The 23,074-nt window shown below is 47.2% G+C and carries 21 protein-coding genes, 1 riboswitch and 1 other annotated feature; of the genes, 13 read left to right on the top strand and 8 right to left on the bottom strand.

What is annotated here, in order from left to right; translation table 11 throughout:
- Positions 1-2: 2 nt before the first annotated feature.
- Positions 3-1,004, bottom strand: a complete 1,002-nt coding sequence (gene pdxA, locus H171_RS23355) for a 4-hydroxythreonine-4-phosphate dehydrogenase PdxA (RefSeq protein ID WP_100307251.1) — start codon at positions 1,002-1,004, stop codon at positions 3-5.
- 41 nt (positions 1,005-1,045) lie between these two features.
- On the bottom strand, positions 1,046-2,353 hold the full coding sequence (locus H171_RS23350; protein ID WP_100307250.1) for a four-carbon acid sugar kinase family protein: 1,308 nt from the start codon (positions 2,351-2,353) through the stop codon (positions 1,046-1,048).
- Between the two features lie 365 nt (positions 2,354-2,718).
- On the opposite strand from H171_RS23350, the gene H171_RS23345 reads away from it, so the two are divergent.
- The 13 genes from H171_RS23345 (at position 2,719) to thiD (ending at position 14,702) form a co-directional block, all read left to right on the top strand.
- Positions 2,719-3,201: a GNAT family N-acetyltransferase gene (locus H171_RS23345; RefSeq protein WP_242977064.1), complete on the top strand. Its 483-nt coding sequence runs from the start codon at positions 2,719-2,721 to the stop codon at positions 3,199-3,201.
- A 151-nt stretch (positions 3,202-3,352) separates the two neighbouring features.
- Positions 3,353-3,616 (top strand) — a binding site (T-box leader).
- Positions 3,617-3,732: 116 nt separating this feature from the next.
- Positions 3,733-5,205 (top strand): anthranilate synthase component I family protein, encoded by a 1,473-nt coding sequence (locus tag H171_RS23340; protein WP_100307248.1) that lies wholly within the window; start codon positions 3,733-3,735, stop codon positions 5,203-5,205.
- Complete coding sequence (locus H171_RS24695) at positions 5,205-5,789, top strand: anthranilate synthase component II (protein WP_166433651.1); 585 nt, start codon at positions 5,205-5,207, stop codon at positions 5,787-5,789. Before H171_RS23340 ends, H171_RS24695 begins: the two co-directional genes overlap by 1 nt.
- The gene (trpD, locus tag H171_RS24690; protein WP_166433650.1) at positions 5,790-6,809 is read left to right on the top strand and encodes an anthranilate phosphoribosyltransferase; all 1,020 of its coding nucleotides are present in this window, start codon (positions 5,790-5,792) and stop codon (positions 6,807-6,809) included.
- Positions 6,806-7,600 carry an indole-3-glycerol phosphate synthase TrpC gene (trpC, locus tag H171_RS23330; RefSeq protein WP_100307247.1) on the top strand — a complete coding sequence of 265 codons (795 nt, stop codon included), beginning with the start codon at positions 6,806-6,808 and terminating at the stop codon, positions 7,598-7,600. The genes trpD and trpC overlap by 4 nt, the downstream gene beginning before the upstream one ends.
- Positions 7,597-8,280, top strand: a complete 684-nt coding sequence (locus tag H171_RS23325; protein WP_100307246.1) for a phosphoribosylanthranilate isomerase — start codon at positions 7,597-7,599, stop codon at positions 8,278-8,280. Before trpC ends, H171_RS23325 begins: the two co-directional genes overlap by 4 nt.
- Positions 8,226-9,410: a tryptophan synthase subunit beta gene (gene trpB / locus H171_RS23320; RefSeq protein ID WP_100307245.1), complete on the top strand. Its 1,185-nt coding sequence runs from the start codon at positions 8,226-8,228 to the stop codon at positions 9,408-9,410. Before H171_RS23325 ends, trpB begins: the two co-directional genes overlap by 55 nt.
- Positions 9,403-10,176 carry a tryptophan synthase subunit alpha gene (gene trpA / locus H171_RS23315; RefSeq protein WP_100307244.1) on the top strand — a complete coding sequence of 258 codons (774 nt, stop codon included), beginning with the start codon at positions 9,403-9,405 and terminating at the stop codon, positions 10,174-10,176. Before trpB ends, trpA begins: the two co-directional genes overlap by 8 nt.
- 51 nt (positions 10,177-10,227) lie before the next feature.
- Positions 10,228-10,334: riboswitch (TPP riboswitch) on the top strand.
- 98 nt (positions 10,335-10,432) lie between these two features.
- Complete coding sequence (thiC, locus tag H171_RS23310; RefSeq protein WP_100307243.1) at positions 10,433-11,740, top strand: phosphomethylpyrimidine synthase ThiC; 1,308 nt, start codon at positions 10,433-10,435, stop codon at positions 11,738-11,740.
- 82 nt (positions 11,741-11,822) lie between these two features.
- Positions 11,823-12,377, top strand: coding sequence for an energy coupling factor transporter S component ThiW (gene thiW / locus H171_RS23305; protein ID WP_100307242.1), 555 nt, complete (start codon positions 11,823-11,825; stop codon positions 12,375-12,377).
- Positions 12,378-12,389: 12 nt separating this feature from the next.
- Positions 12,390-13,277, top strand: coding sequence for a hydroxyethylthiazole kinase (gene thiM, locus H171_RS23300; protein ID WP_242977062.1), 888 nt, complete (start codon positions 12,390-12,392; stop codon positions 13,275-13,277).
- Complete coding sequence (gene thiE, locus H171_RS23295; protein WP_100307241.1) at positions 13,264-13,905, top strand: thiamine phosphate synthase; 642 nt, start codon at positions 13,264-13,266, stop codon at positions 13,903-13,905. Before thiM ends, thiE begins: the two co-directional genes overlap by 14 nt.
- A complete protein-coding gene (gene thiD / locus H171_RS23290) occupies positions 13,902-14,702 on the top strand; it encodes a bifunctional hydroxymethylpyrimidine kinase/phosphomethylpyrimidine kinase (RefSeq protein WP_100307240.1) in 801 nt (266 codons plus the stop codon). Before thiE ends, thiD begins: the two co-directional genes overlap by 4 nt.
- Positions 14,703-14,798: 96 nt before the next feature.
- Here the strand turns inward: thiD and H171_RS23285 are convergent, their stop codons facing one another.
- From H171_RS23285 to H171_RS23260, 6 genes are all read right to left on the bottom strand, one after another.
- On the bottom strand, positions 14,799-15,113 hold the full coding sequence (locus H171_RS23285; RefSeq protein WP_100307239.1) for a PTS lactose/cellobiose transporter subunit IIA: 315 nt from the start codon (positions 15,111-15,113) through the stop codon (positions 14,799-14,801).
- A gap of 31 nt (positions 15,114-15,144) precedes the next feature.
- A complete protein-coding gene (locus tag H171_RS23280) occupies positions 15,145-16,434 on the bottom strand; it encodes a PTS sugar transporter subunit IIC (RefSeq protein WP_100307238.1) in 1,290 nt (429 codons plus the stop codon).
- A 25-nt stretch (positions 16,435-16,459) separates the two neighbouring features.
- On the bottom strand, positions 16,460-16,768 hold the full coding sequence (locus H171_RS23275) for a PTS sugar transporter subunit IIB (protein WP_100307237.1): 309 nt from the start codon (positions 16,766-16,768) through the stop codon (positions 16,460-16,462).
- Positions 16,769-16,779: 11 nt separating this feature from the next.
- Complete coding sequence (locus H171_RS23270; RefSeq protein ID WP_157803212.1) at positions 16,780-18,204, bottom strand: 6-phospho-beta-glucosidase; 1,425 nt, start codon at positions 18,202-18,204, stop codon at positions 16,780-16,782.
- 117 nt (positions 18,205-18,321) lie between these two features.
- The gene (locus H171_RS23265; RefSeq protein WP_166433649.1) at positions 18,322-20,217 is read right to left on the bottom strand and encodes a BglG family transcription antiterminator; all 1,896 of its coding nucleotides are present in this window, start codon (positions 20,215-20,217) and stop codon (positions 18,322-18,324) included.
- 205 nt (positions 20,218-20,422) lie between these two features.
- On the bottom strand, positions 20,423-22,642 hold the full coding sequence (locus tag H171_RS23260; RefSeq protein WP_166433648.1) for a methyl-accepting chemotaxis protein: 2,220 nt from the start codon (positions 22,640-22,642) through the stop codon (positions 20,423-20,425).
- Positions 22,643-23,074 lie beyond the last annotated feature (432 nt).

The raw sequence follows: 23,074 nt of genomic DNA, 5'->3' as shown, positions 1-23,074 counted from the left end.
CGTTACGCCTTTTTAAAGCGGGGGGAATACTTTGCTGCCAGCAAAATAGCTTCGGCCATGCTGACAGCGCCAGCCTTTCCGGTTCCTGCAATATCAAAGGCCGTGCCATGGTCCACCGAGGTGCGCAGGATGGGCATCCCGTTGGTAATGGCAATGGTCCGGTCAAAATCCAGGGTTTTTGTGGCTATATGTCCCTGGTCGTGGTACAGGGAAAGCACACTGTTAAACCGCCCCTGAGCAGCCTGATGGAACACGGAATCTGCCCCGATCGGGCCTGCCACCGGATAGCCTTCTTCCTGCAATTCCAATACGGCTGGGATGATCTCCCTCACCTCTTCGTCACCGAACAGACCATGTTCCCCGCAGTGAGGATTCAGCCCTGCAACCGCCATGGTCCCATCCTCTACCCCAAGCCGCTTTAATGCCTCAAGGCAGCGCTTTACATAATCCTTGATCCGCTCCCTGGTCACCATATCCAGCATGTTTCTTAAGGATACATGCCTGGTCAGGAAGAAGACCCTCAGCCCGTTGGTCTCAAACATGGTAAGCGGATCCTCTGTCTCCGTCAGGGCACTGAATATCTCCGTATGACCGATAAATGGAATGCCTGCCGCCCTTAAGGACTCCTTGTTGATAGGAGTGGTTGCAACCGCATCCGCCCTTCCTTCGTTTGCCAGCCTGATGCTTTCCTCAATGTATTCATAGGCGGCCCTGCCGCACATTCCGCTGACCTCTCCGAATGCAAACTGGTCCATATCTACGTTATCCAGGTCAATGAGGTTTAATATTCCTTTTTCAAAGTTCCCCTCCTCCGGCCCCTTTACCGTCCTGATCCTTAAATCTGCCCCAGTGATCCTGATGGCCTGCTCCATGATCTTTTTGTCCCCAACTGCAATACAGCAGGCCGCCTCAGTGACTCTTGGCTCTGCAAGCGCCTTTGCAACGATCTCCGGACCAATGCCCGCCGGATCTCCTATGGGTATAATGATTAGTGGTTTACTCATATTTATTTCCTCCAGTTATTAGTTTATGGTTAATAAATAGTTTACATAAATAGTTTCTCTTTTAAATAAGTAATGCACCGGTTGGCTGCATCTGGCTCTCCTACCATCCCCCCCTTTGTTATAATGGACACCCCTTCGAAATCCCCCTTTAAAAACTTCCCGTAGGCAGCAAGGGGAAGAACCTCATCAAGGAGACATAAGCCGGCGGTGTTAAACTTCCGGCAGATGGCCACCGTAATATCTCCGCCGCTGCTGTAGATCCCTTGATAGCCGCTGTTATATGTAAACACCCGGCGGGTAATTTCTGCAAAGGAATCACAAATCAGCCTGGTCATCTCATCAATCCCACCTGGATAGCCGGGTTCGTACCGCTTAAAATCCACCCTGTTTTCCGGATAAATCCCATCCCCTGTAACAGTAAGGATTTCATAAGACTCGCTGGCAGCTAAAACCTCCGTTACCGCCCGTTTGATTTCTTCCTCCCGGCTCTCTTCATTCTCCAGGAATCTGGCAGCGGAAACAAAAATGTTATAAGCAGTCCGCTGGGTCAGCCAAAGCTCTTCCATCTGTTTTCTTGTCACAGGATTTACGCTTCCCACTACAGCCAATATCTTGTTCTCTTTCCCCCTGTCCGGCGGGACAATCCGCTTTCTTGCGACGGTGGAAGTAAACACGCCTGGATCCACTGCAGCAAATTTGATCCCGCTTGTAATGGACGCATCAGCGATCAGGTCTAAATCCTCCTGGGTCACACAGTCCATAACGATGATCCTGCATCCAGCCTTTGCAAGCCCTCTGATCCGTTCCGCCAGTGCATGCTTTCCTTCCATCATGCCGTTCATCTGGATGCTTCCCACTTTGTATCTACTTTGATTTTCAAAAACTTTCTTCACATCCGATGTAAATACAGGAGTCTTTGGGTCCAGGGCCGCCTCCGTTTTGTGAAGGGGAAGCCCCTTTACCATCATGTACCCTCCGATCACGATTCTTCCCGAAGCCGGAAAGCACGGGGCACAGATGGCAGTATAATCCGGTCCCAGAGCATCTAAAAAAGCATCCGTCTCACTCCCGACATTTCCTCTGAGAGTGCTGTCAATACGCTTTGCATAAACCTTGACCTCTTCATTTTTCAAAAGGTTGGTCACGTTAAATACCCGGTTGTAAGCGGTCTCGCTGCTTGCCGCTCTGCTGTCTGTTGGATACATAATACAATCACACTGATCGAACAGGGACAGATTCAACCGTTCCGAATTCATTACGGTGTAGGTTCTGTAATTCATCTTCTTAAGCAGAACCCCTGTGGCATTTGCTCCTGTCAGATCATCTGCTACCACAATACATTGAGGCATAGTTCCTCTCCCTTCTCTGCACCAGTTCCGGCACGGAAACTCATTGGTGCCGAAACGGATTTTTGTTCGTTTATGTTCATTGTTAATGTTCGTTTATGTTCTAAATCTTACATTGTCTGTTCAATATTGTCAATATACTTTTTATATTCTTTTATTTTTTATAAAATTAATACAAAATAACGAATGGGTATGTACCCCAAACCTTCTCTGTTTTTGTAAACGGACCCCATGATGCAGTTTACAATGTGATATAGATATAAGCCTGGACATGTGTTATAATTTTCCCATTAACAGGAAAGATGGAAACACATCTAAATCAAATAACCCAACAGAGTGATAAATCAAAATTTATAAGGAGAATACAGGTGGAAGTAAGAATTGAACTGGCATATGAACGGCCTGAGGAAGTTATCCGCTTGTTCACTGAATATACGGATACTATTATTACAAAAGATACTGAAGTAGCAAAATGCCTTAATTTCCAGCATTATGACGATGAAGTGAAAGAATTGGGAGAAAAGTATGGTATGCCCAATGGCCGGCTCTATGTTGCTTATTTAAACAGTGATATTGTTGGATGTGTTGCATTGAGGCAGTTGGATGATCGTTTTTGTGAAATGAAACGATTATATGTCAGACCTGGATATCGGGGAAAACATATAGGAAATGCTCTGATTGAACAAGTAATTGCAGATGCCAGGCAGATTGGATATAAACATATGCGTTTAGACACGTTCCCTTTTATGGATCGTGCCATTCAGATGTATTACCGGTACGGTTTTTATAAAATTGAGCGATACAATGACAATCCTGCTTCGACGGCAGTTTTCATGCAGCTGGATTTGTAAATGAAGCTAATATCTCCATGGAAATACAGGCACCACTTGTACAAGTTAAAATAAATGGACTGGTTTATCATGATTGATATTTATCCACTAAAAAATTTATTTGCCTATTGACATTTTATTTTTAATCTCATATACTGTAACAAATCAAAGTGATAAACTGATGAGCAGGAGTAAGTAAGATCTTAACATCATGCACAGAGAGCTTCCGGTTGGTGGGAGGAAGCGTTGATGTCTGGTCCGAATGGACTTGCGAGGGCGGCTTGAAACCGGTTTTATGACCGGGAGTAGATGTCGACGGGTTTCCTATCCGTTATCAAGGGGAGGCACATGTTAGTGTGTTATAAAGCGGGAGAAGTCTATCTTCTCCAATCAGGGTGGTACCACGGAACCGAATTTTCAGGCTTTCGTCCCTCTTATCCATAGCAGTATGGAGGAGGGACGGAGGCCTTTTTTATGTTCCTTTCCGCCTGCTATAGGGTGTTCACTTACTGCAAAAGATGAATACTAACTAGGAAAGGAGCGTAATAAACCATGAACATCACGCCGGACTGTAAGGAAATCGAAGCGCTTGCCGCTTCCTATCCCGTCATCCCGGTCTGCAGGGAAATCTTTGCAGACATTGTCACACCAATTACCCTGCTGCGAAAGATCGCAGCCAAAAGCAACCGGTATTATCTCCTTGAAAGCATTGAGGGAGGCGAAAAATGGGGACGTTACTCCTTCCTTGGCTATGACCCGGTCCTTAAAGTCACTTTAAAAGATCATGTTGCTAGGATACATCATTACAGCCAGCCGGAGGCCGACCAGGTGATCCGGACCAGGGAGCCCTATGATGTGCTGCGAAATATCTTAAAGGATTACCGTTCCCCAAGACTTCCCGGACTTCCCCCCTTTACCGGAGGATTTGTAGGGTATTTTGCCTACAGCATGATCGGCTACGCGGAACCGGTCCTATCCATCAAAAAGGGGATTTGCAATGACTTTGACTTAATGCTTTTTGATACGGTCATAGCCTACGACCATTTAAAGCAGAAAATCAGCCTTGTTGTTAATATGAAAACCGACCGGATCATGGAAAATTACGGGAAGGCCTGCACAAAGCTGGAAAGCATTGCATCCATAATCGGAGAAAATATCCCGCTGAAAAAATCAGCAGTCACCAGCAGGCCAAACTTCAGCTGCAATGTGACCAAAGAGGAATACTGTTCCATGGTGGAGCGGGCAAAGAAATATATCGTGGACGGAGACATTTTCCAGGCGGTACTTTCCAGACAGTTCACAAGTGATTACCAGGACAGTCTTCTCAATGCCTACCGGGTCCTAAGAACCACCAATCCGTCTCCCTACATGGTTTATCTTCACATGGATGATACGGAAATCATCAGCACTTCCCCTGAAACCCTGGTCCGTTTAAAGAACGGACGGCTCACCACCTTTCCGGTAGCTGGCTCCAGACCCAGGGGAATGAACGAGGAGGAAGACAAACAGCTTTCCAAAGAGCTTCTGGCAGATGAAAAGGAACTGGCAGAGCACAACATGCTGGTGGACTTGGGAAGAAATGATCTGGGTAAAATCGCGGCATTTTCCACGGTAGAGGTGACAGGCTATCAAATGATCCACCGCTATTCCAAAATCATGCACATCTGTTCCCAGGTGGAGGCGGACATTACTCCTGACCGGGATTCCTTCCATGCCATTGAGGCGGTCCTTCCGGCAGGCACTCTTTCCGGAGCTCCGAAAATCCGGGCCTGTGAGATCATCGAAGAACTGGAAACAGAGCCAAGGGACATTTATGGAGGGGCCCTGGGTTACATTGATCTTACCGGAAACATGGACACCTGCATCGCCATACGCATGGCGGTAAAGAGCCAGGGAAAGGTATACGTTCAGGCGGGTGGCGGCATCGTGGCTGACAGCGTTCCGGAACGGGAGTACGAAGAATCGGAAAACAAGGCGAAAGCCGTGATCCGGGCCATTGAAACCGCTGGGGAGGTAAATGACTGATGATTCTATTGATCGATAATTATGACAGCTTTTCCTACAACCTGGTTCAGATGTTTGGCAGTCTTAATCCGGATATCAGAGTCATACGTAATGACGAGATGACCGCGGAAGAAATAAGGGAGCTATCTCCCAGCCACATTATCCTCTCCCCTGGTCCCGGCTATCCAAAAGACGCAGGAGTGTGCGAAGACGTGGTAAAGAAGCTTTCTGGAACAATCCCCATTCTTGGGGTATGCCTGGGGCACCAGGGAATCTGTGAAGTATTCGGGGCAGAGATCACCCATGCAAAGAAGCTGATGCATGGAAAGCAGAGCCTTCTTGCCATCGATGTTTCCGATCCCATCTTCCGCGGGCTTCCAAAACAGATCCTGGCAGCAAGATACCACTCTCTTATTGCCGCAAAAGATTCTCTTCCTCATTGCCTGACCGTTATCGGGACTGATGATATGGGGGAAATCATGGCGGTAAAGCATAAGGAATATCCCCTTTACGGACTTCAGTTCCATCCGGAATCCATCCTGACCCCGGATGGAATGACTATACTTAAGAATTTCTTATCCATTCATATAAAGGAGGCAGATTAAATGATCAGGCAGGCAATCCATGAAGTAATATCAGGACAGGATTTAAGCTTTGAAGCAGCAAAAGAGGTCATGAATGAAATCATGAGCGGGGAAACCACCCCAGCCCAGATGGCAGCATTTTTAACAGGTCTTCGGATGAAGGGCGAAACCATTGACGAGATCACTGCCTGTGCCACAGTCATGCGGGAAAAGGCCTTAAGGCTGGAACCGGACTTTCCTGTCATTGATATCGTGGGAACCGGAGGCGACGAGGCAGGGACCTTTAACATTTCCACAACCAGCGCATTTGTGGTGGCCGCAGGAGGTGTTCCGGTGGCTAAGCACGGCAACCGCAGCGTTTCCAGCAAAAGCGGGGCTGCCGATGTATTGGAGCACCTTGGAGTGAATTTAAATCTTACAGCAGAGCAGTCGGGGATCTTATTAAAGAAAACGGGCATGTGTTTCCTCTTTGCCCAGGCATACCATTCCTCTATGAAATATGCCGGACCTGTGCGGAAAGAGCTTGGAGTGCGGACCATCTTTAATATCTTAGGCCCTCTCTCCAATCCGGCTGGAGCCACCATGCAGCTTTTAGGGGTCTATGACCGGAAGCTGGTAGAACCCCTGGCCCAGGTATTAAGCAATCTTGGTGTCAAGCGGGGACTGGTGGTCTGCGGAGATGACGGGCTTGATGAAGCCACGGTCACCGGTCCCAGCCACGTATGCGAGATCCGTTTCGGAGAACTGTCTCCCTATGAGATCACACCGGAGCAGTTTTCCTTAAATCGCTGCAGCCTTTTGGAGCTGGTGGGCGGCACCCCTGCAGAAAATGCCCAGATCACCAGGGATATCTTAAACGGAAAGCTCCACGGGCCAAAGCGGGATATCGTCATCTTAAACTCTGCCTTAAGCCTGTACCTGGGTATCGACGACTGTACCATTTCCCAGTGCATCGAAAAAGCAGCCCATCTCATTGATTCGGGAAAAGCCGCCATAAAGCTTGAGGAGTTTGTAACGATGACCAACGAGGTGATCTTATGATACTTGATGTCCTGGCTGCCTCCTCCAGAAAACGGGTGGCGGCAGCAAAAGAAAAAATCCCTATGAAGACCATGGAAAAGCTGGCATTGGAAGCCTTGGAAAAAACCAGGAACATAAGTCTTTCCTTTGAGCATAGTCTCTCCTCTCCAGGCATTTCATTCATCTGTGAGATAAAACGTGCCTCTCCTTCCAAGGGCCTAATAGCCAGCAAGTTCCCCTATTTGGAGATCGCAAGGGATTACGAAACTGCAGGAGCGGATGCCATTTCCGTTCTCACGGAACCGGAATACTTCCTCGGAAGCAGCGATTACCTGACAGAAATCAGCCATGAGGTGAAAATACCCCTTCTCAGAAAAGATTTTACAGTGGACCCTTATCAGATTTACGAAGCAAAGGCCATAGGCGCCTCCGCGGTTCTCCTTATCTGTGCCCTCCTGGATACAAACGCCCTGAAAGAAGATCTAAGGCTTTGCCAAAGCCTTGGCTTAAGCGCCCTAGTCGAGGCCCATGACGAAGAGGAGATCCACTCCGCCCTTTCGGCGGGAGCCAGGATCATCGGAGTGAATAACCGGAATTTAAAAACCTTCGAGGTGGATTTTAATAATTCCCTCCGCTTAAGGAGCCTGGTCCCTACTGATGTGCTCTTCGTGGCAGAAAGCGGAATCAAAACAGAATCAGACATCAGGTTCCTGTCAGAAGCCGGGGTAAATGCCGTTCTGATCGGGGAAAGCCTGATGCGTTCCCCTGATAAGAAGGAAATCATAAACGGTTTTAAGAGGGCGGCGCAATGAATTCAAAAGGAAAAAAGATCAAAATATGCGGGCTGACCCGAAGGGAGGATATTCTGGCAGTAAACACCTGGAAGCCGGATTATGCAGGCTTTGTTTTCGCCCCTGGAAAGCGCCGTCTTACAGGGACGAAGGCACAGGAACTTAGGGATCTGATGCTGCCGGAGATACCTGCAGTGGGCGTTTTCGTAAACAGCCCCATAGAGGATATCCTGTCCCTTACCGGGAAAGGTATCATTGACCTTATCCAGCTTCACGGTGATGAGGACCGGGATTATTTGATGGAATTAAAAAGCTGCCTGGCCCCTGGATTTCCTGTCATAAAAGCCATTCGGATCCGTCAGGCAGAGGATAGGAAGGAGGCAGAAAACCTTCCTGCAGATTTCCTGCTCTTTGATACTTATACCAAAGGACTATACGGCGGCAGCGGGAAGACCTTTGACTGGTCCATGATACCGGACATAAAAAAGCCCTGGTTCCTGGCAGGAGGCATAGACTCCTCAAACGTCAGGCAGGCCATGAAAACAATGGCCTATTGCCTGGATCTAAGCAGTTCCGTGGAAACAGATGGCAAAAAGGACCCGCAAAAAATAAAAGAGATCATACAAACAGTAAGGAGTGAACAGCCATGTCAAAAGGAAAATTCGGACAGCACGGCGGACAATTTGTCCCCGAAACATTGATGAATGCAGTAAATGAACTGGAAGAAGCTTATGAGAAGTACAGCCATGACAAGGAGTTTTTAGCAGAGCTTTCAGATCTTCATAAAAAATATACCGGAAGACCATCTCTGCTCTACTATGCGGTGCGGATGACGGAGGATTTAGGCGGCGCAAAGATTTATTTAAAGAGGGAGGACCTAAACCACACCGGTTCCCATAAGATCAACAATGCTCTGGGCCAGGTCCTTCTTGCTAAAAAGATGGGAAAGACCCGGGTCATCGCTGAAACAGGGGCCGGGCAGCATGGCGTTGCTACCGCTACCGCCGCCGCTCTCATGGGAATGGAATGCGAAGTTTTCATGGGCAAGGAGGATACGGACCGTCAGGCTTTAAACGTATTCCGCATGGAATTATTGGGCACAAAGGTTCACGCTGTCACAAGCGGTACCCAGACCTTAAAGGATGCGGTCAATGAAACCATGAGGGAATGGACCAACCGGGTGGCTGACACCCATTATGTCTTAGGCTCTGTCATGGGTCCTCACCCCTTTCCTACCATTGTCAGGGATTTTCAGAGCATCATCGGAAAAGAGGTCCGCTCTCAGCTTATGGAAGCAGAGGGTAAGCTTCCTGATCTGGTGATCGCCTGTGTGGGAGGCGGAAGCAATGCCATGGGAATCTTCCATGAATTTGTAAACGAGGCTTCCGTGAAGCTGGTGGGCTGTGAGGCAGCCGGGCAAGGCATTGAAACAGGAAAGCACGCGGCTACGATTTCCACCGGCTCTCTTGGAATCTTCCACGGCATGAAGTCCTATTTCTGCCAGGATGAGTACGGCCAGATCGCCCCTGTTTTCTCCATCTCCGCAGGACTTGACTATCCCGGCATCGGGCCGGAGCACGCAGCCCTCCACGACTCAGGAAGAGCCAGCTATGTCTCCATTACGGATCAGGAGGCTGTGGAAGCCTTTGAATACTTATCCCGTCTGGAAGGGATCATTCCTGCAATAGAAAGCGCCCATGCCGTCTCCTATGCCAGAAAGATCGCTCCTTCCATGGGAAAAGATGAGGTCATTGTCATTAATCTATCTGGGCGGGGCGACAAGGATGTGGCAGCCATTGCCCGTTACAAGGGGGTTGAAATCTATGAGTAGAATAAGAGAAGTATTTTTAAGAGGAAAGGCATTTATCCCATTTATTACGGCAGGAGATCCCGACCTTGCCACCACGGAAGAGCTGGTTCCTGCCATGGCCGAGGCCGGAGCGGATTTGATCGAGCTTGGAATCCCCTTTTCTGACCCGATTGCAGAGGGGATCGTGATCCAGGAAGCAGATATGCGGGCTTTGGCTTCAGGAACTACCACGGATAGGCTTTTCGAAACCGTAAAACGGATCCGCCAGAAAACCGATGTTCCTCTGGCCTTTATGACTTATATCAATCCGGTTTTCGTGTATGGAAGCGAACGGTTTTTAAAAAATGCGGCTGAGTGCGGCATTGACGCCCTGATCGTACCGGATATGCCTTTTGAAGAAAGGGAGGAACTGCTGCCCTACTGCAAAAAATACGGGGTCGAACTGATTTCCCTCATCGCCCCCACTTCCAGGGAGCGCATACGGACCATTGCATCTGACTCAGAAGGATTTATCTACTGCGTTTCCTCCATGGGCGTAACCGGGGTGAGATCGGAAATCAATACCAACATTGGCGAAATGATTTCCTTTGTAAAGGAGGCAAAAGACATTCCCTGTGCCATCGGCTTTGGGATCTCCACCCAGGAGCAGGCAAGGGAGATGAGCAAACATGGGGACGGCGTCATTGTGGGCAGCGCCATTGTAAAAATTGCCGCAAAATATGGAAAAGACTGTGTAGGGCCTGTCTGCGACTATGTAAGGGAAATGAAGTCCGCCATTTCCGGCTGATGGCTGGTAAGGGATGTTTTCCTTGACAAGGAGGAAGGGGAATGCTACACTAGTGCCACAAGAGGGAGCTCGTAGGCGGGCTGAGAGGAAGTAATCAACTTCGACCTTTATAACCTGATTTGGGTAATGCCAACGTAGGGATTCATATGGGATGATTGCATATTTCCGAGCCTATACCTGTTGGTATGGGCTCTTTTTCTTGTTTTTCAAAAAGCCCTTACAATCCCTCCGTTCGCGAGAAGAAGGAGGAATAAACATGAATTACACCACACAAATGGATGCCGCAAGAAAAGGTATTCTGACAAAGGAACTGTTGACGGTAGCTGAGCACGAACAATGGGAGCCCGAAAAGCTGCGGGAACTGGTAGCGGAAGGAAAAGTCGCCATTCCAGCCAATAAGAATCACAGCAGCTTAAAACCCAGCGGGATCGGCTCCATGCTGAGAACAAAGATCAATGTGAATCTGGGAACATCCAGGGATTTGAATGATCTGGACCTGGAGCTTGAGAAAGTAAAGGACGCAGTTCTCATGGGGGCAGAGTCCATTATGGATTTAAGTTCCTTTGGAGATACCCGGAAATTCCGCAGAAAGCTGACGGGTGAATGTCCGGCTATGATTGGTACGGTTCCTATTTACGATGCTGTGGTTTATTATCACAAACCGCTTCGGGAAATCACCGCCGGGGAATGGATTAAGATCGTGGAAATGCACGCGGAAGACGGGGTGGATTTCATGACCATTCACGTTGGGATCAACAAACAGACCGCCAAAAGATTCAAAGAAGCAAAACGGCTGACTAACATTGTTTCAAGAGGTGGGTCTATCATCTTCGCCTGGATGGAAATGACCGGGGAGGAGAATCCCTTTTATGAGCATTATGACCGCATACTGGAAATCTGCCAGAAGCATGACGTGACCTTAAGCCTTGGGGACGCCTGCCGGCCGGGCTGCATTGAAGATGCATCTGATATTTCCCAGGTGGAGGAACTGGTGACCCTTGGAGAGCTGACGAGAAGGGCCTGGGAGAAGAATGTACAGATCATTATTGAAGGTCCCGGCCACATGCCCCTGGATCAGATTGCAGCCAATATGAAAATACAGGAGACGGTCTGCAAGGGAGCACCCTTTTATGTTCTGGGACCTCTAGTCACTGATATTGCACCGGGATATGACCATATTACCGCAGCAATCGGCGGAGCAATGGCTGCTGCTGCCGGAGCAGCGTTTCTCTGTTATGTGACACCTGCGGAACATTTGAGGCTGCCGGATGAAGCAGATGTGAAGGAAGGAATCATTGCGGCCCGGATCGCGGCTCATGCGGCTGACATTGCAAAAGGCATCAGGGGTGCTAAGGAATGGGATCATAAGATGAGCGATGCCAGAAAACGGTTGGATTGGGAAACCATGTTCCAGCTTGCCATTGACCCGGAAAAGGCCAGACGCTACCGTGCCGCTTCAAAACCGGAAAAAGAAGATACCTGTTCCATGTGCGGCAATTTCTGCGCCATGAAAAATATGAACCGGATTTTAGATGGGGAGATCGTGGATATTTTTGATGAATAATATTTTGCGGTAAGCCAATCGGATATTTGCAATCCGCAACCTTACTTGTTAGGTCGAAATTACATAAACAGGAGGAAATTTCATGAAAGATCAAATATCTTCAACAATTTATAGCAACTCTTCTGCCGGTTCAAGAGTTCGGGTGAAAAAGCTGGTGATCAGCGGAATGCTGACCGCTCTTACCGTTGCACTCTCAGGTTTTTCCATCCCGGTGGGAGCTTCCAAATGCTTTCCGGTACAGCATCTGGCTAATGTTATGGCTGGGGTGTTCTTAGGGCCTGTCTATGGAGTTTCCATGGCGTTTTGTACTTCTCTTATACGGAATCTCATGGGAACCGGAAGCCTGCTTGCCTTTCCAGGAAGCATGGCCGGTGCGTTTCTTGGTGCTTATCTGTTTCAAAAAACCAGGAAGCTTCTGCCTGCTTATCTTGGAGAAGTGGTTGGTACCGGGCTGATCGGAGGACTGCTCTGCTATCCGGTGGCCGCCGTTCTCATGGGAAAGGAGGTGGCTGTGTTCTTCTTTGTAGCCCCTTTTTTCATGAGTACTCTGGCAGGAACTCTTATGGCTGCAATCTTACTGGCAATGCTGCGCCGCCTTGGGCTTTTTTCCTATTTTGAGCGGCTCATCAGTGAATAGGGGGAAACAGATATGAGCTTTAAGATGAACCATTCTCTGACCGGGCTGGTCAGGGAAAAGCGGCCCGTCATCCACTGTATCACCAATTATGTTACAGCCGGAGACGTGGCAAATATCATATTAGCCTGCGGAGGCTCCCCCATTATGGCAGACCAGCCGGAAGAGGTTTCGGAGATAACCGCCTTATCCGACTGCCTTCTTTTAAACATTGGAACTCCGAAAGAAACGACTAAATCCGCTATGATAAAAGCCGGGCTGGAAGCAAACCGGCGAAACCTCCCTGTCATCTTTGACCCGGTAGGAATCGGTGCTTCCCGTTACCGGACCGAAGCTGCTTTATCCCTTTTAAAGGAAGTAAAGATAACCGTTATCAGGGGTAATGCCTCCGAGCTGCGGGTCTTGTTAAAGGAACTGACCGGTCAGTACGCCGGGAACGGAAGTGGCCCTGTATCTCCCTCCCGGGGGGTTGATGCTTCCTTTACTGATGAGATAAGGGAAGATACCCTGGAATCTCTTAAGGAAACAGCCAGGGCATTAAGCGCTGCAACCGGTGCCGTGACTGTAATGACAGGAGCCACTGATATTGTTTCAACCGGGAAAGAGGACTGGCTTATCAGGAACGGATGTTCTCAAATGTCCCGCATTACAGGAAGCGGCTGCATGCTGGATGGTATAATCGCCGCCTATACAGCCGCCATCGGCCCCTCGCCCTCACAGAATGATATATTAAAAGCCGCTGCTCTTGCCACGGCTGCTGCCGGTCTTTGCGGGGAGCGGGCAGCAAAACAAGCGGAACAGATCTCCGGCGGTACAGGAAACTTCCGCTGCTGCTTTTTAGACGAGGTAAGCCTTTTAGAAGAAAGCACCTTAAAAGGAGGGATAAAAATTGAAATTTCATAAAGACATGCTTCTCCTTTATGGGGTAACCGACCAGGCATTTACAGGAGAAAAAACCTTAACAGAACAGATCGAAGAAGCGCTTTCTGCCGGAGTGACCCTTCTCCAGCTCCGTGAAAAGTGTATGGACAAACGTGTTTTCCTGGAAGAGGCTTTACTTGTCCGCGAGCTTACGAAGCATTATGGGATCCCGCTAATCATCAACGATGATGTGGAGATTGCCCTTAAGTGCGGGGCAGACGGCGTACACGTTGGACAGGATGATTTATCTCCTTTAAAAGTCCGCCGGCTCATCGGACCGGACCGTATCCTGGGCGTTACTGCCAAAAACGAAAGTCAGGCAAAAAAAGCATTTATGGATGGAGCGGATTATATCGGATCCGGGGCCATATTCCCAAGTCCTACAAAAAAGGATGCCATTCCCTTAACCCTGGAACAGCTGTCTGCGATCTGCCGTTCCGTTCCTATTCCGGTAGTGGCCATCGGTGGAATTACCGGTGAAAATGTTTCCAGCCTGAAAGGAACAGGCGTGGCCGGGGCTGCGGTGGTTTCCGGCATCTTCGGGCAAAAGGATATAACCGCAGCCGTCCATCACTTAAAAGAACAGCTTTTAAAGGTGGTGAGCCTATGAGTCTGATTCTCCCTGCCTTCCTCACCATCGCAGGCACCGATCCCAGCGGCGGCGCCGGAATACAGGCGGATTTAAAGACCGCCGCAGCTTTGGGTGTCTATGGTTCCAGCGTTATTACCGCCCTGGTTGCACAAAATACTACAGGGGTTTTTCAGACGGAAACAGTTGGTCAGGAAATGCTTGCCGCACAGCTTAATGCCGTGTTTACGGACATTCCGCCAAAAGCAGTAAAGATCGGCATGGCCGGTACTTCCAGTTCTATTGAAATCATCGCGGAAAAGCTGGAGAAATATAACCGCTCCCCTGTAATCGTGGATCCGGTCATGGTATCCACCAGCGGACATTCTCTTTTAAAGCCGCAGGATGTTAAGACTTTAACAAGCAGACTGTTTCCCCTGGCTGCTTTAGTTACCCCCAATATCCCGGAGGCAGAAGCACTTTTATCCACAAAAGGGCACCAGATATACAGTAGAAAAGAGATGGAAGAAGCCGCAATGGAACTCTTCCATATTTATCAGGTGTCTTTCCTGTTAAAAGGAGGCCATAATTCCCAGGGGGCTGATGATGTTCTATGCTGCAACGGAACTGTCACCTGGTTTCCAGGGGAACGTATCGATAATCCAAATACCCATGGAACCGGATGCACCCTGTCTTCTGCCATTGCCTGCGGACTGGCTTTAGGGATGGGGCTGGAAGAAAGCATCCGGATGGCAAAATCCTATCTGAACGGAGCATTAAAAGCCGGATTAAATCTGGGAAAAGGACGGGGGCCTTTGTGGCACGGATGGAGGACTTAAAAACTCTCTAAAAAAGCATATTAACCGGTTGTGGCGGGAAACATTACATGCTCCCGCCATAACCGGTATTTTCATTTCCTATTGCAGAATCCCGTTTTATTTGCTTTCCAGTTTCCTGTAAAGATCGATCATCTCTTCGGCCATGACCTTAAAGATCTCTGCGCTCATCATCTGATCCTCTGCATGAGTCAGAATAAGCCCCATGGACACTGCCTCTCCTGCCGCTTCTCTCTGAATTAAGTCCGCATGAGGCAGATGGCCTTGTTTCATCATTTCATCCCCTTCAGCGATCAGATGATCCGCTTCTTCATATTTTCCTTGTTTTGCCTTCTGCACTGCTTTGATATAGTTAGATTTTGCTCCGCCGGCAGCAGTGATCAGCTGAAAGCATATAAGTTCCATTTCCTGCATTTTTCCACCTTTTCTCTCTGTACAGTAATTATCATCCCTGGGTCTGATTTTCCTGCTTCTCATACATCTTGTCAATCACCCTGATAAATGGAAGGTATACGAAGAATGACAATGCCAGGATTCCCACCTGAAGCAGTGCCGTCCTCCAGCCTCCGATCAAAAATCCCGAAATAATAGGAGGACAGGTCCATGGCACCAGAATCCCTTTATACATGGGACAAAGCCCTGTATAAATTGCCAGATACTGAATGGTTCCGGACAGGACAGGCATGATCATGAAGGGAATCGCCATAATGGGGTTTAACACAACCGGTGTACCAAAAAGCACCGGTTCATTGATGTTAAAGCATGCCGGTCCGATTCCCAGCCTTCCCACCTGCCTGCACTGGTTGGATTTGGCAAAAAAGGTGAGATATATCACCAGTCCAATGGTAATTCCTGCCCCTGTAACTGTCATGAACTGATCCAGAAACTGCTGGGTAACGATGTGTCCGCCATTTGCCAGATTAAGCTCCCGTCCGCTGTCCAGAATTGCCTGATTAGCCGCAGAATTGGCCGAAAGGAGTGGTCCCATAATTCCTCCCACAAGGGTCGAACCATGAATGCCAAAGAACCAGAAAAATGGAATCAGAAATCCCATGGCGACAACCCCGCCAAAAGAATCAGTCAGGCCCTGGAGCGGAATCTGAATGGTTTTATAGATCCATTCCATTGGAGTCGTATCAAACATATTTTTTACAATCGCATAGACAATGGAGGCTGCAATAATAACAACCGCTCCTGGAATCAGAGCCGTAAAAGAGGCGGCAACTCCTTCAGGTACTCCATCCGGCATTTTAATGGTAATGTTTTTCTTTAAAAATACGGTGTAGATCCAGCCTACGATAAGTCCGATAATAATGGCCCCGATCATTCCCTGTCCGCCGGTCCATGTCTTAAAAATAACACCAACGTTAGCTCCCTCCTGGTTGGTTACCTGGGAAGGCTGAAACAGCAGATAAGTACAAAGTGAAATTACTCCTGCCGGCATTCCGTTATACCCCTCATTTTTTACATAGGTATAGGCAATGCCTATGGAAGCGATAAGAGCCATAATATTGAAGGTACTTTCAAATACCTGATTCAGGACCGGAGTAATTCCTGCTGCCCCCAGCCAGTCGGCTACAGGTGTATATGGAAAGTTTGCAAGAAGCAGAAAAATAGATCCGATGATCATCATTGGCATGGAATACAGCAGACCATCCTTTAATCCCCGAATTGCCTTTGTATTGATAAATACCATCATTTTAGGAATTACTTTATTATTTAAAAAATCTTTCATCCTCACTGTCCCTCCCTTTCTTTTCTCATTTACCTGCCAGCTTCCGTGCAAATTCCAGAACCTTTTTTCCATTGCACATGCCGTAATCGATCATAGGGATCACATCCATCGGTACCTGATGACTTTCACATGTCTTTAAAACCTTGTCCTTTAAGTATCCCACCTGTGGACCAAGCAGGGCGCAGTCTACTCCGCCCAGGTTTTCATCTAAGTCATTGACCGGAAATGCCATGATATCCGCCTCCAGCCCTTCCTGAGCCGCTGCCTCCCTCATTTTACTCACAAGCAGGCTCGTGGACATTCCCTGATTGCAAAATAACCGAATTTTCAACATACTTTCCCCTCCTATAATTCCTCTCCGTTTGTTTGAATCACCTTCTTAAACCAGTAAAAGCTTTCTTTTCTGCTTCTCTCTCCTGTTCCGTTTCCCTGATTGTCCTTATCCACATAGATGAACCCGTAACGCTTTTCCATCTCACCGGTCCCTGCGGATACCAGATCAATACAGCCCCAGGGTGTATATCCCATGAGATCCACTCCATCCTGGTCCACGCATTTTTTCATTGATTTTATATGGGCTTTTAAATATTCAATCCGGTACCCGTCATGGATCATGCCGTCGTCTCCCGGCTTGTCATAGGCACCGAAGCCATTTTCCACTATAAACAGAGGAAGCCCGTATCTGTCATAGAGCCAGTTCATGGTGTAGCGAAGCCCTTCCGGATCAATGGGCCATCCCCACTGGCTAGCCTGTACATAAGGATTTTCCACCCTGTCTCGACCTTCCCGGTAATCATACTCAGGATTATCGTCCCTGTGCTTCACCGTAAAGGACATGTAATAGCTGAATCCGATATAATCCACACAGCCTGCTTTAAGCGCCTCCAAGTCTTCCGGTGTGATATCAAGAACCATCCCCTTCCGTTTCCAATATGCCTTTATATATTCCGGATATTGTCCTCTTACATGGACATCGGCAAACCAGTAGCGTTTCTGCATGGAAGACATGGCCATCATCATATCTTTTGGATCACAGGAGTAAGGATAAATGGGGCACATGGCCATCATACAGCCAATCTTAAAATCAGGATTTATCTCATGTCCCGCCTTAACTGCCAGAGCAGATGCCACCAGCTCATAATGGGCTGCCTGGTACATCAGATGTTCCCGGTTATCTCCTTCCTTAAAACGAAGTCCTGAATTGGTAAATGGTGCAAAGTCCCCGTCATAATCAGCCTGGTTATTGATCTCGTTAAAGGTCATCCAATAGGTCACCTTGTCCTTATACCGCTTAAAGCATGCTTTGGCAAACTTCACGAACAGCTCCACGCAGATGCGGTTTCTAAAGCCGCCGTACTTAACCGCCAGTTCATATGGCATTTCAAAGTGGGACAGGGTCACTACCGGCTGGATCCCATGCTTTCTGCACTCATCAAATAAGTCGTCGTAAAACCGGAGGCCTTCTTCATTAGGTTCTGACTCTTCTCCCGTAGGAAAAATCCTGGTCCAGGCTATGGAGGTTCGGAAGCACTGAAACCCCATTTCCGCCAAAAGAAGGATATCTTCTTTATAACGGTGGTAAAAATCAATGCCATCATGGTTGGGGTAATACTTTCCTTCTATGACACCATCTGTGATCTCCCTTTCCTTTCCATTGGCTCCAGCTGTCATCACATCGGCAACACTTACGCCTTTGCCTCCTTCTTTCCAGGCTCCTTCCAGCTGATGGGCAGCTACTGCACCTCCCCACAGAAAATCCTTTCTCAGCATATGTATTGTTTCCTCCTTCAATATTTGTCTTTATGGTAACATCAGACTACTCAAAACTCCAACCAAAAAAATACCACATTCAATCTGGCAGTTCCTCTCAGTCTGAATGTGGTATCTTTATTCTTCCAGCAGATCCAGTAAAGTCTCATACTCCGGTTTCTGGATCAATCGTTTCACCGCTTCCTTATTAAGAGCAAACCGTGCAGTCGTTTCATAAAAGATCTGACGGTTTCTATCCTCTTTTCTTCCTATGGAAATCAGCAGGACGATCTGGACCGGAAGCTTGTTCCAGATGACTGGCTCCTTAAGGACCGCCACATAAGCAAAGGTTTCCTCTGACGCGATCTGGTTTGGGTGCGGGAGGGTGATATAATTTCCATAATCCATCTGGGCAAAGGTTTCCCGCTCCAGCACCAGTTCATAAAAATTATCATCCACCTTTTCCTGTTTCCGGATCACGCCGCATAAATCCTTTAATATATCTTCTTTATGCTTTCCTTCTACCCCTGTAAGCAGCCGCTGCGGAGTATAATACCGCTTTATGATCCCACGGCTGTTGCCTCTTCTAAGGGTTTTTGTGATCTTCTGGATATCATCTGCTTCCAGAAATGCCCCCACCTCCACAATAGGCACAGGAACCTCCATGGTAATAGGGACGGTGGAAAAGATATAATCGACCTTCTGGAAATCGAAATGCTCCAGCTCCAGAAGATCGCAGACATAGATATTTCTTAAATATCCGGAAAATTCACTTTCATATTTGTATTTTAATAACCGGGAGCTTCCCTTTCCCGTGCTGCATACCACAAGAATATCCGAGCATGGATCCATCTTGTCCTTTTCTAAGGCCAATTGGAAGATCAGGGCAAAATATCCGATCTCATCCTCGGAAATATCCTTTTTATAATGCTTTTTAAGGACTCCTACCGCTTCGTAGGATATCTGATATGCAAGGCAATATCTCTGCTTAATGTCTTCCAGAATGGGGTTTTTTAACGGAATATCATACCGGATCCTGATATCAAAGGGGACCAGATGCTGGTTTAAGGTCATCCGTATCTCAAAATTATTATGCATTTCCAGCCCGTATTCCCTGCTTACCAGCTCCATCATGGCAAGGGCTAACTGGTCGGTCTGCTCCCTGATCACAAAATTGATATCGTTTTCCAGAGTGCTTCCGATCATTCTCTTTCCGGCCAGATACAGTAAGAGATAATGTTCCTCATCAGCCGTATAGACGATCTGTTCCTGGGTCCCGATAGAAGTAATAAGCTCTCTGATGAGGGCAGATTCCTTCCCCCCTATTTCCGGAAGGTTTTCCTTATCCATCTGAAGATAAAAGCCTGACTTCATCCGCTTCCTGGCCACATAGGTATATTCCACGAAATTCTCAAAGGCAATCTCGGAAAGACGGATCCCATACTTCTTTAAAAGACCTTTAATCACTTCTGCCAGATGGATCAGTTCGCTTTCCTGATGGCTGATGTCCACCCCGGTTAAGCCCTGTCGCTTGATAAAATAGTCGCTTAACAGCCTGCGGATATCAAATTCCTCCCCTTGTATCCTGATTCCGTAATTAGGCTTCCGTTCAATGGAAAGGCCATAGCGCTTTAATATTCCTTCCACCGGTTTAAGAGAATTGGACAGGGTGGATTTTGAAACAAAGAGAAAATCACAAAGCTCTTCGATCTTGATATAATCCATCCTGGATATCAGGTATGCAAGCAAATATTCTCTTCTTTCATGTTCTCTCTCCGGAAAATGCTCCGTATGTTCCCTTTCTTTCTTTATGTATGCGTCAAATTTCTCCTGGTCATGAATCCGAAGTATATATCCGTATCTCGCTTTTGAGCTTATTTCCGCTCCATGGCCTTCCAGCAGCCCGCTTAAATCCTTCAGTCTCAGCCGTACCGTCTTCTCACTGACCTTCAGCTGTTTTGCCAATGTCGAAGCCGTTCTGTATTCTTCCTGACTCAAGAGCATCAGCAATTCCTGCAACTGTTTCCAAAGCATAGCCGTCTCCTTCGCACTTTTTGTCCCATAAAACCTTATTATCAGCATAACATGGCATGCATTATTTTTCCATTTACATTTTTACCACATTTATTCTGGTAATTGCAGTCGTGTGGCTGGGAACCTTCTCCCATGGATTTATCCCAAAAACAGTGCCGGAGGCCTGAAATTGCCAGGCTCCGGCACTGCTGTCAGAGTATTTCTATTAATATTTACCGCCGGTCACATAATCATCAGCCGGTTCTATGGCTGGGCTTAAAGCCCCATTAGCCGCAATCCTTTCGCCTGAATCTCTTAGCTTAAATCTGTTTACCAGACTCTTTAACATCTGTGCCTGTCCCGAAAGCTCCTCGCTTGCCGCCGCGCTTTCTTCTGATGTTGCGGAGTTGGTTTGTACAACTGATGAAATCTGTTCAAGTCCTGCTGCAATCTGAGTAACCGCATAAGACTCTTCCTCGGAAGCTTTTGCTATCTGCCGGATTCTTTCATCCACGCTCTTAGACGTATCCACTACCTCAAGAAGAGAGCCGGCAGCCTGATCGGCAAGTAACCTGCCCTTTTCAATTGCATCCACTGTGCTTTCAATCAGTGCTGTGGTGTTTTTCGCAGCCTCAGCCGATTTTCCTGCAAGGTTTCGCACTTCATCCGCCACCACGGAAAATCCCTTGCCTGCTTCACCGGCACGGGCCGCTTCCACAGCGGCGTTTAAAGCCAGGATATTCGTTTGGAATGCAATATCATCAATGGTATGGATAATTTTACCGATCTCTTTAGAGGTATTGGTGATTTCCTCCATTGCCTTCATCAGCTGCTGCATTTGCTGATTGCTTTGTGCAACCTCCTCACCTGATTCCTCCGATAAACGGCTTGCCTGCTTGGCATTGTCCGCATTATTTTTGATCCGTTCGGAAATTTCGGTGATGTTGGATGTAAGTTCCTCCACGGAGCTTGCCTGCTCTGCCGCTCCCTGGCTTAACGTCTGTGCGCCGTCTGACATCTGCCCCGCTCCTGCCGATACCTGATCAGCGGCTGTATTTATTTCTGCAAGGGTTTCGCTTAAATTGCGGTTAATGGTTCTCATGGCAATCAGTATTTCCTGATAATCACCGATGTACTTTTCCTCATGTTTTGTATCGATCCTGAAATTTCCCTCGCTCATTTCCTCTAATAAGTATTTCATATCCTGAATGATGGACCTCAAGTTTACCGCCATTTCCATAAAGGTTCTGGAAAGAATCCCGATCTCATCATTGCTTTTAACATCTACCTGTATTGCAAGATTACCGGAAGCGATCTCAGCAGCAGCAGAAACCACGCCGTTAATCGGCTTCAGCGCCTTCTTTAAAACAATGATAACAATAGCGACCACAGCCACCAGCGACAAAACAGAAACAGCCACAATTGCAGCCGTCAATATTTTGATATCTTTATTTAAATCAGAGGTATCCAATGCAGTCTGGGCCCACCAATGGGTTCCTTCTACATTAATGGGGTAGAAAAACCGGGATACTTTATGCCCATCCTCAAGGACAGTGGTACAGGAAAAAGCTTTTCCCGAAGCTGCTCCGTCGGTAATCTTCTTCATTTCTTCTGGATTCTTTAAAAATTCAGAGAGATTATGGCCAATGTCTTCCGCAAATCTACTGTCGTATACTGTGGTAAAATCATCCGTAAGAATACCAACGTAAAGTGTATTATAATCTTCGGAAGATGTGGTGATTTTATTAAAATGACCAACATCAATATCAGCTGCAATCACTCCCCGGAACTCATCTTTATTCATAACGGGATATGCGGCAGTGATCATGGTAGTGCCTTGATATTCGTAAGGCTTTGTAAAAAAAGGCTTGCCGGTTTCTTTCACAGGCTTATAATATTCCTTATCACTGTAATCACTGTATGCTGCAAAAGGCTGCACTTTTTTATTGGCGGCATCCTCGCTATTTATATAAAATCCATAATCCTCTATGTCTTTATCAAACTTGTCAGGCTCAAAAAAGATTCCGAACCCAGCGATAACCTCATCTGCTACAACGGCAGAGCACATGCTGTTAATCAAGTAATTTTCTACTTCAATGCTTAGATCAGACATTTCTCTGTGATACACTGCGCTTTTTACCTTGACGTCTTCGGCAGAAGAAATGACCGCAATTCCCTGGTTATAGGTCTTACCAATATAATCCTGCATTGCTGCTGCCTGTTTTGATGCGGCATCCAGGATCGCCTGTACCTGATTTCCATTTGCGTGGGCCAAATTTGTAAGCTCAGAGCCAACCGCTGTACTTGTTTCATTGCCTGAAAGACTGACGACTATAATACTTAAAAAAGTAAAAACCACAAGCAATGCTGCTGTGATCACGATTGCAATTTTCTCTGAAATTTTCTTGTATTTATTCCGCTGTATATTCCCTCTTCCATTTTTCATGTGTATTTTCCTCATATGATTCTTATTGTAAAGTTCTGACATCAATGATCTGGACTTTCTCTCCTATCTTTGATACGGCGAAACATACATAGTTACATATATGTATAGATTACCTTTGTTTTTGAATACTTCCACTTTTACCTCTCCCCCCCTGTCGCAAATACGTGTTCCTCTTATAGTTTGCGTATTTTTAAATCTGCTTATATTTGAACCTGCACTGAAAGATTGCGGCCGGTCAGCCGTAAGCATAACTGGTAGTTCTGCTGAATACTGTTCAATAGTAAAAAGGTACACCTTGCTATCACTGGCAAAATGTAAAGAAAATCAGAATAATATAAGTGAAATATGTTGTATTTTGTCGAAATAATGCTTATAATAAACGTAGTATTTACAGGCTGTTTATATTTGATAAAAAGGTGTACCTTTTTATCA

Origin of the sequence: [Clostridium] celerecrescens 18A (assembly GCF_002797975.1) — a bacterium.
Lineage (GTDB): Bacteria > Bacillota > Clostridia > Lachnospirales > Lachnospiraceae > Lacrimispora > Lacrimispora celerecrescens.
Note: the sequence above shows the minus strand (reverse complement) of the source record. Positions and strands in the feature narration are given on the sequence as shown.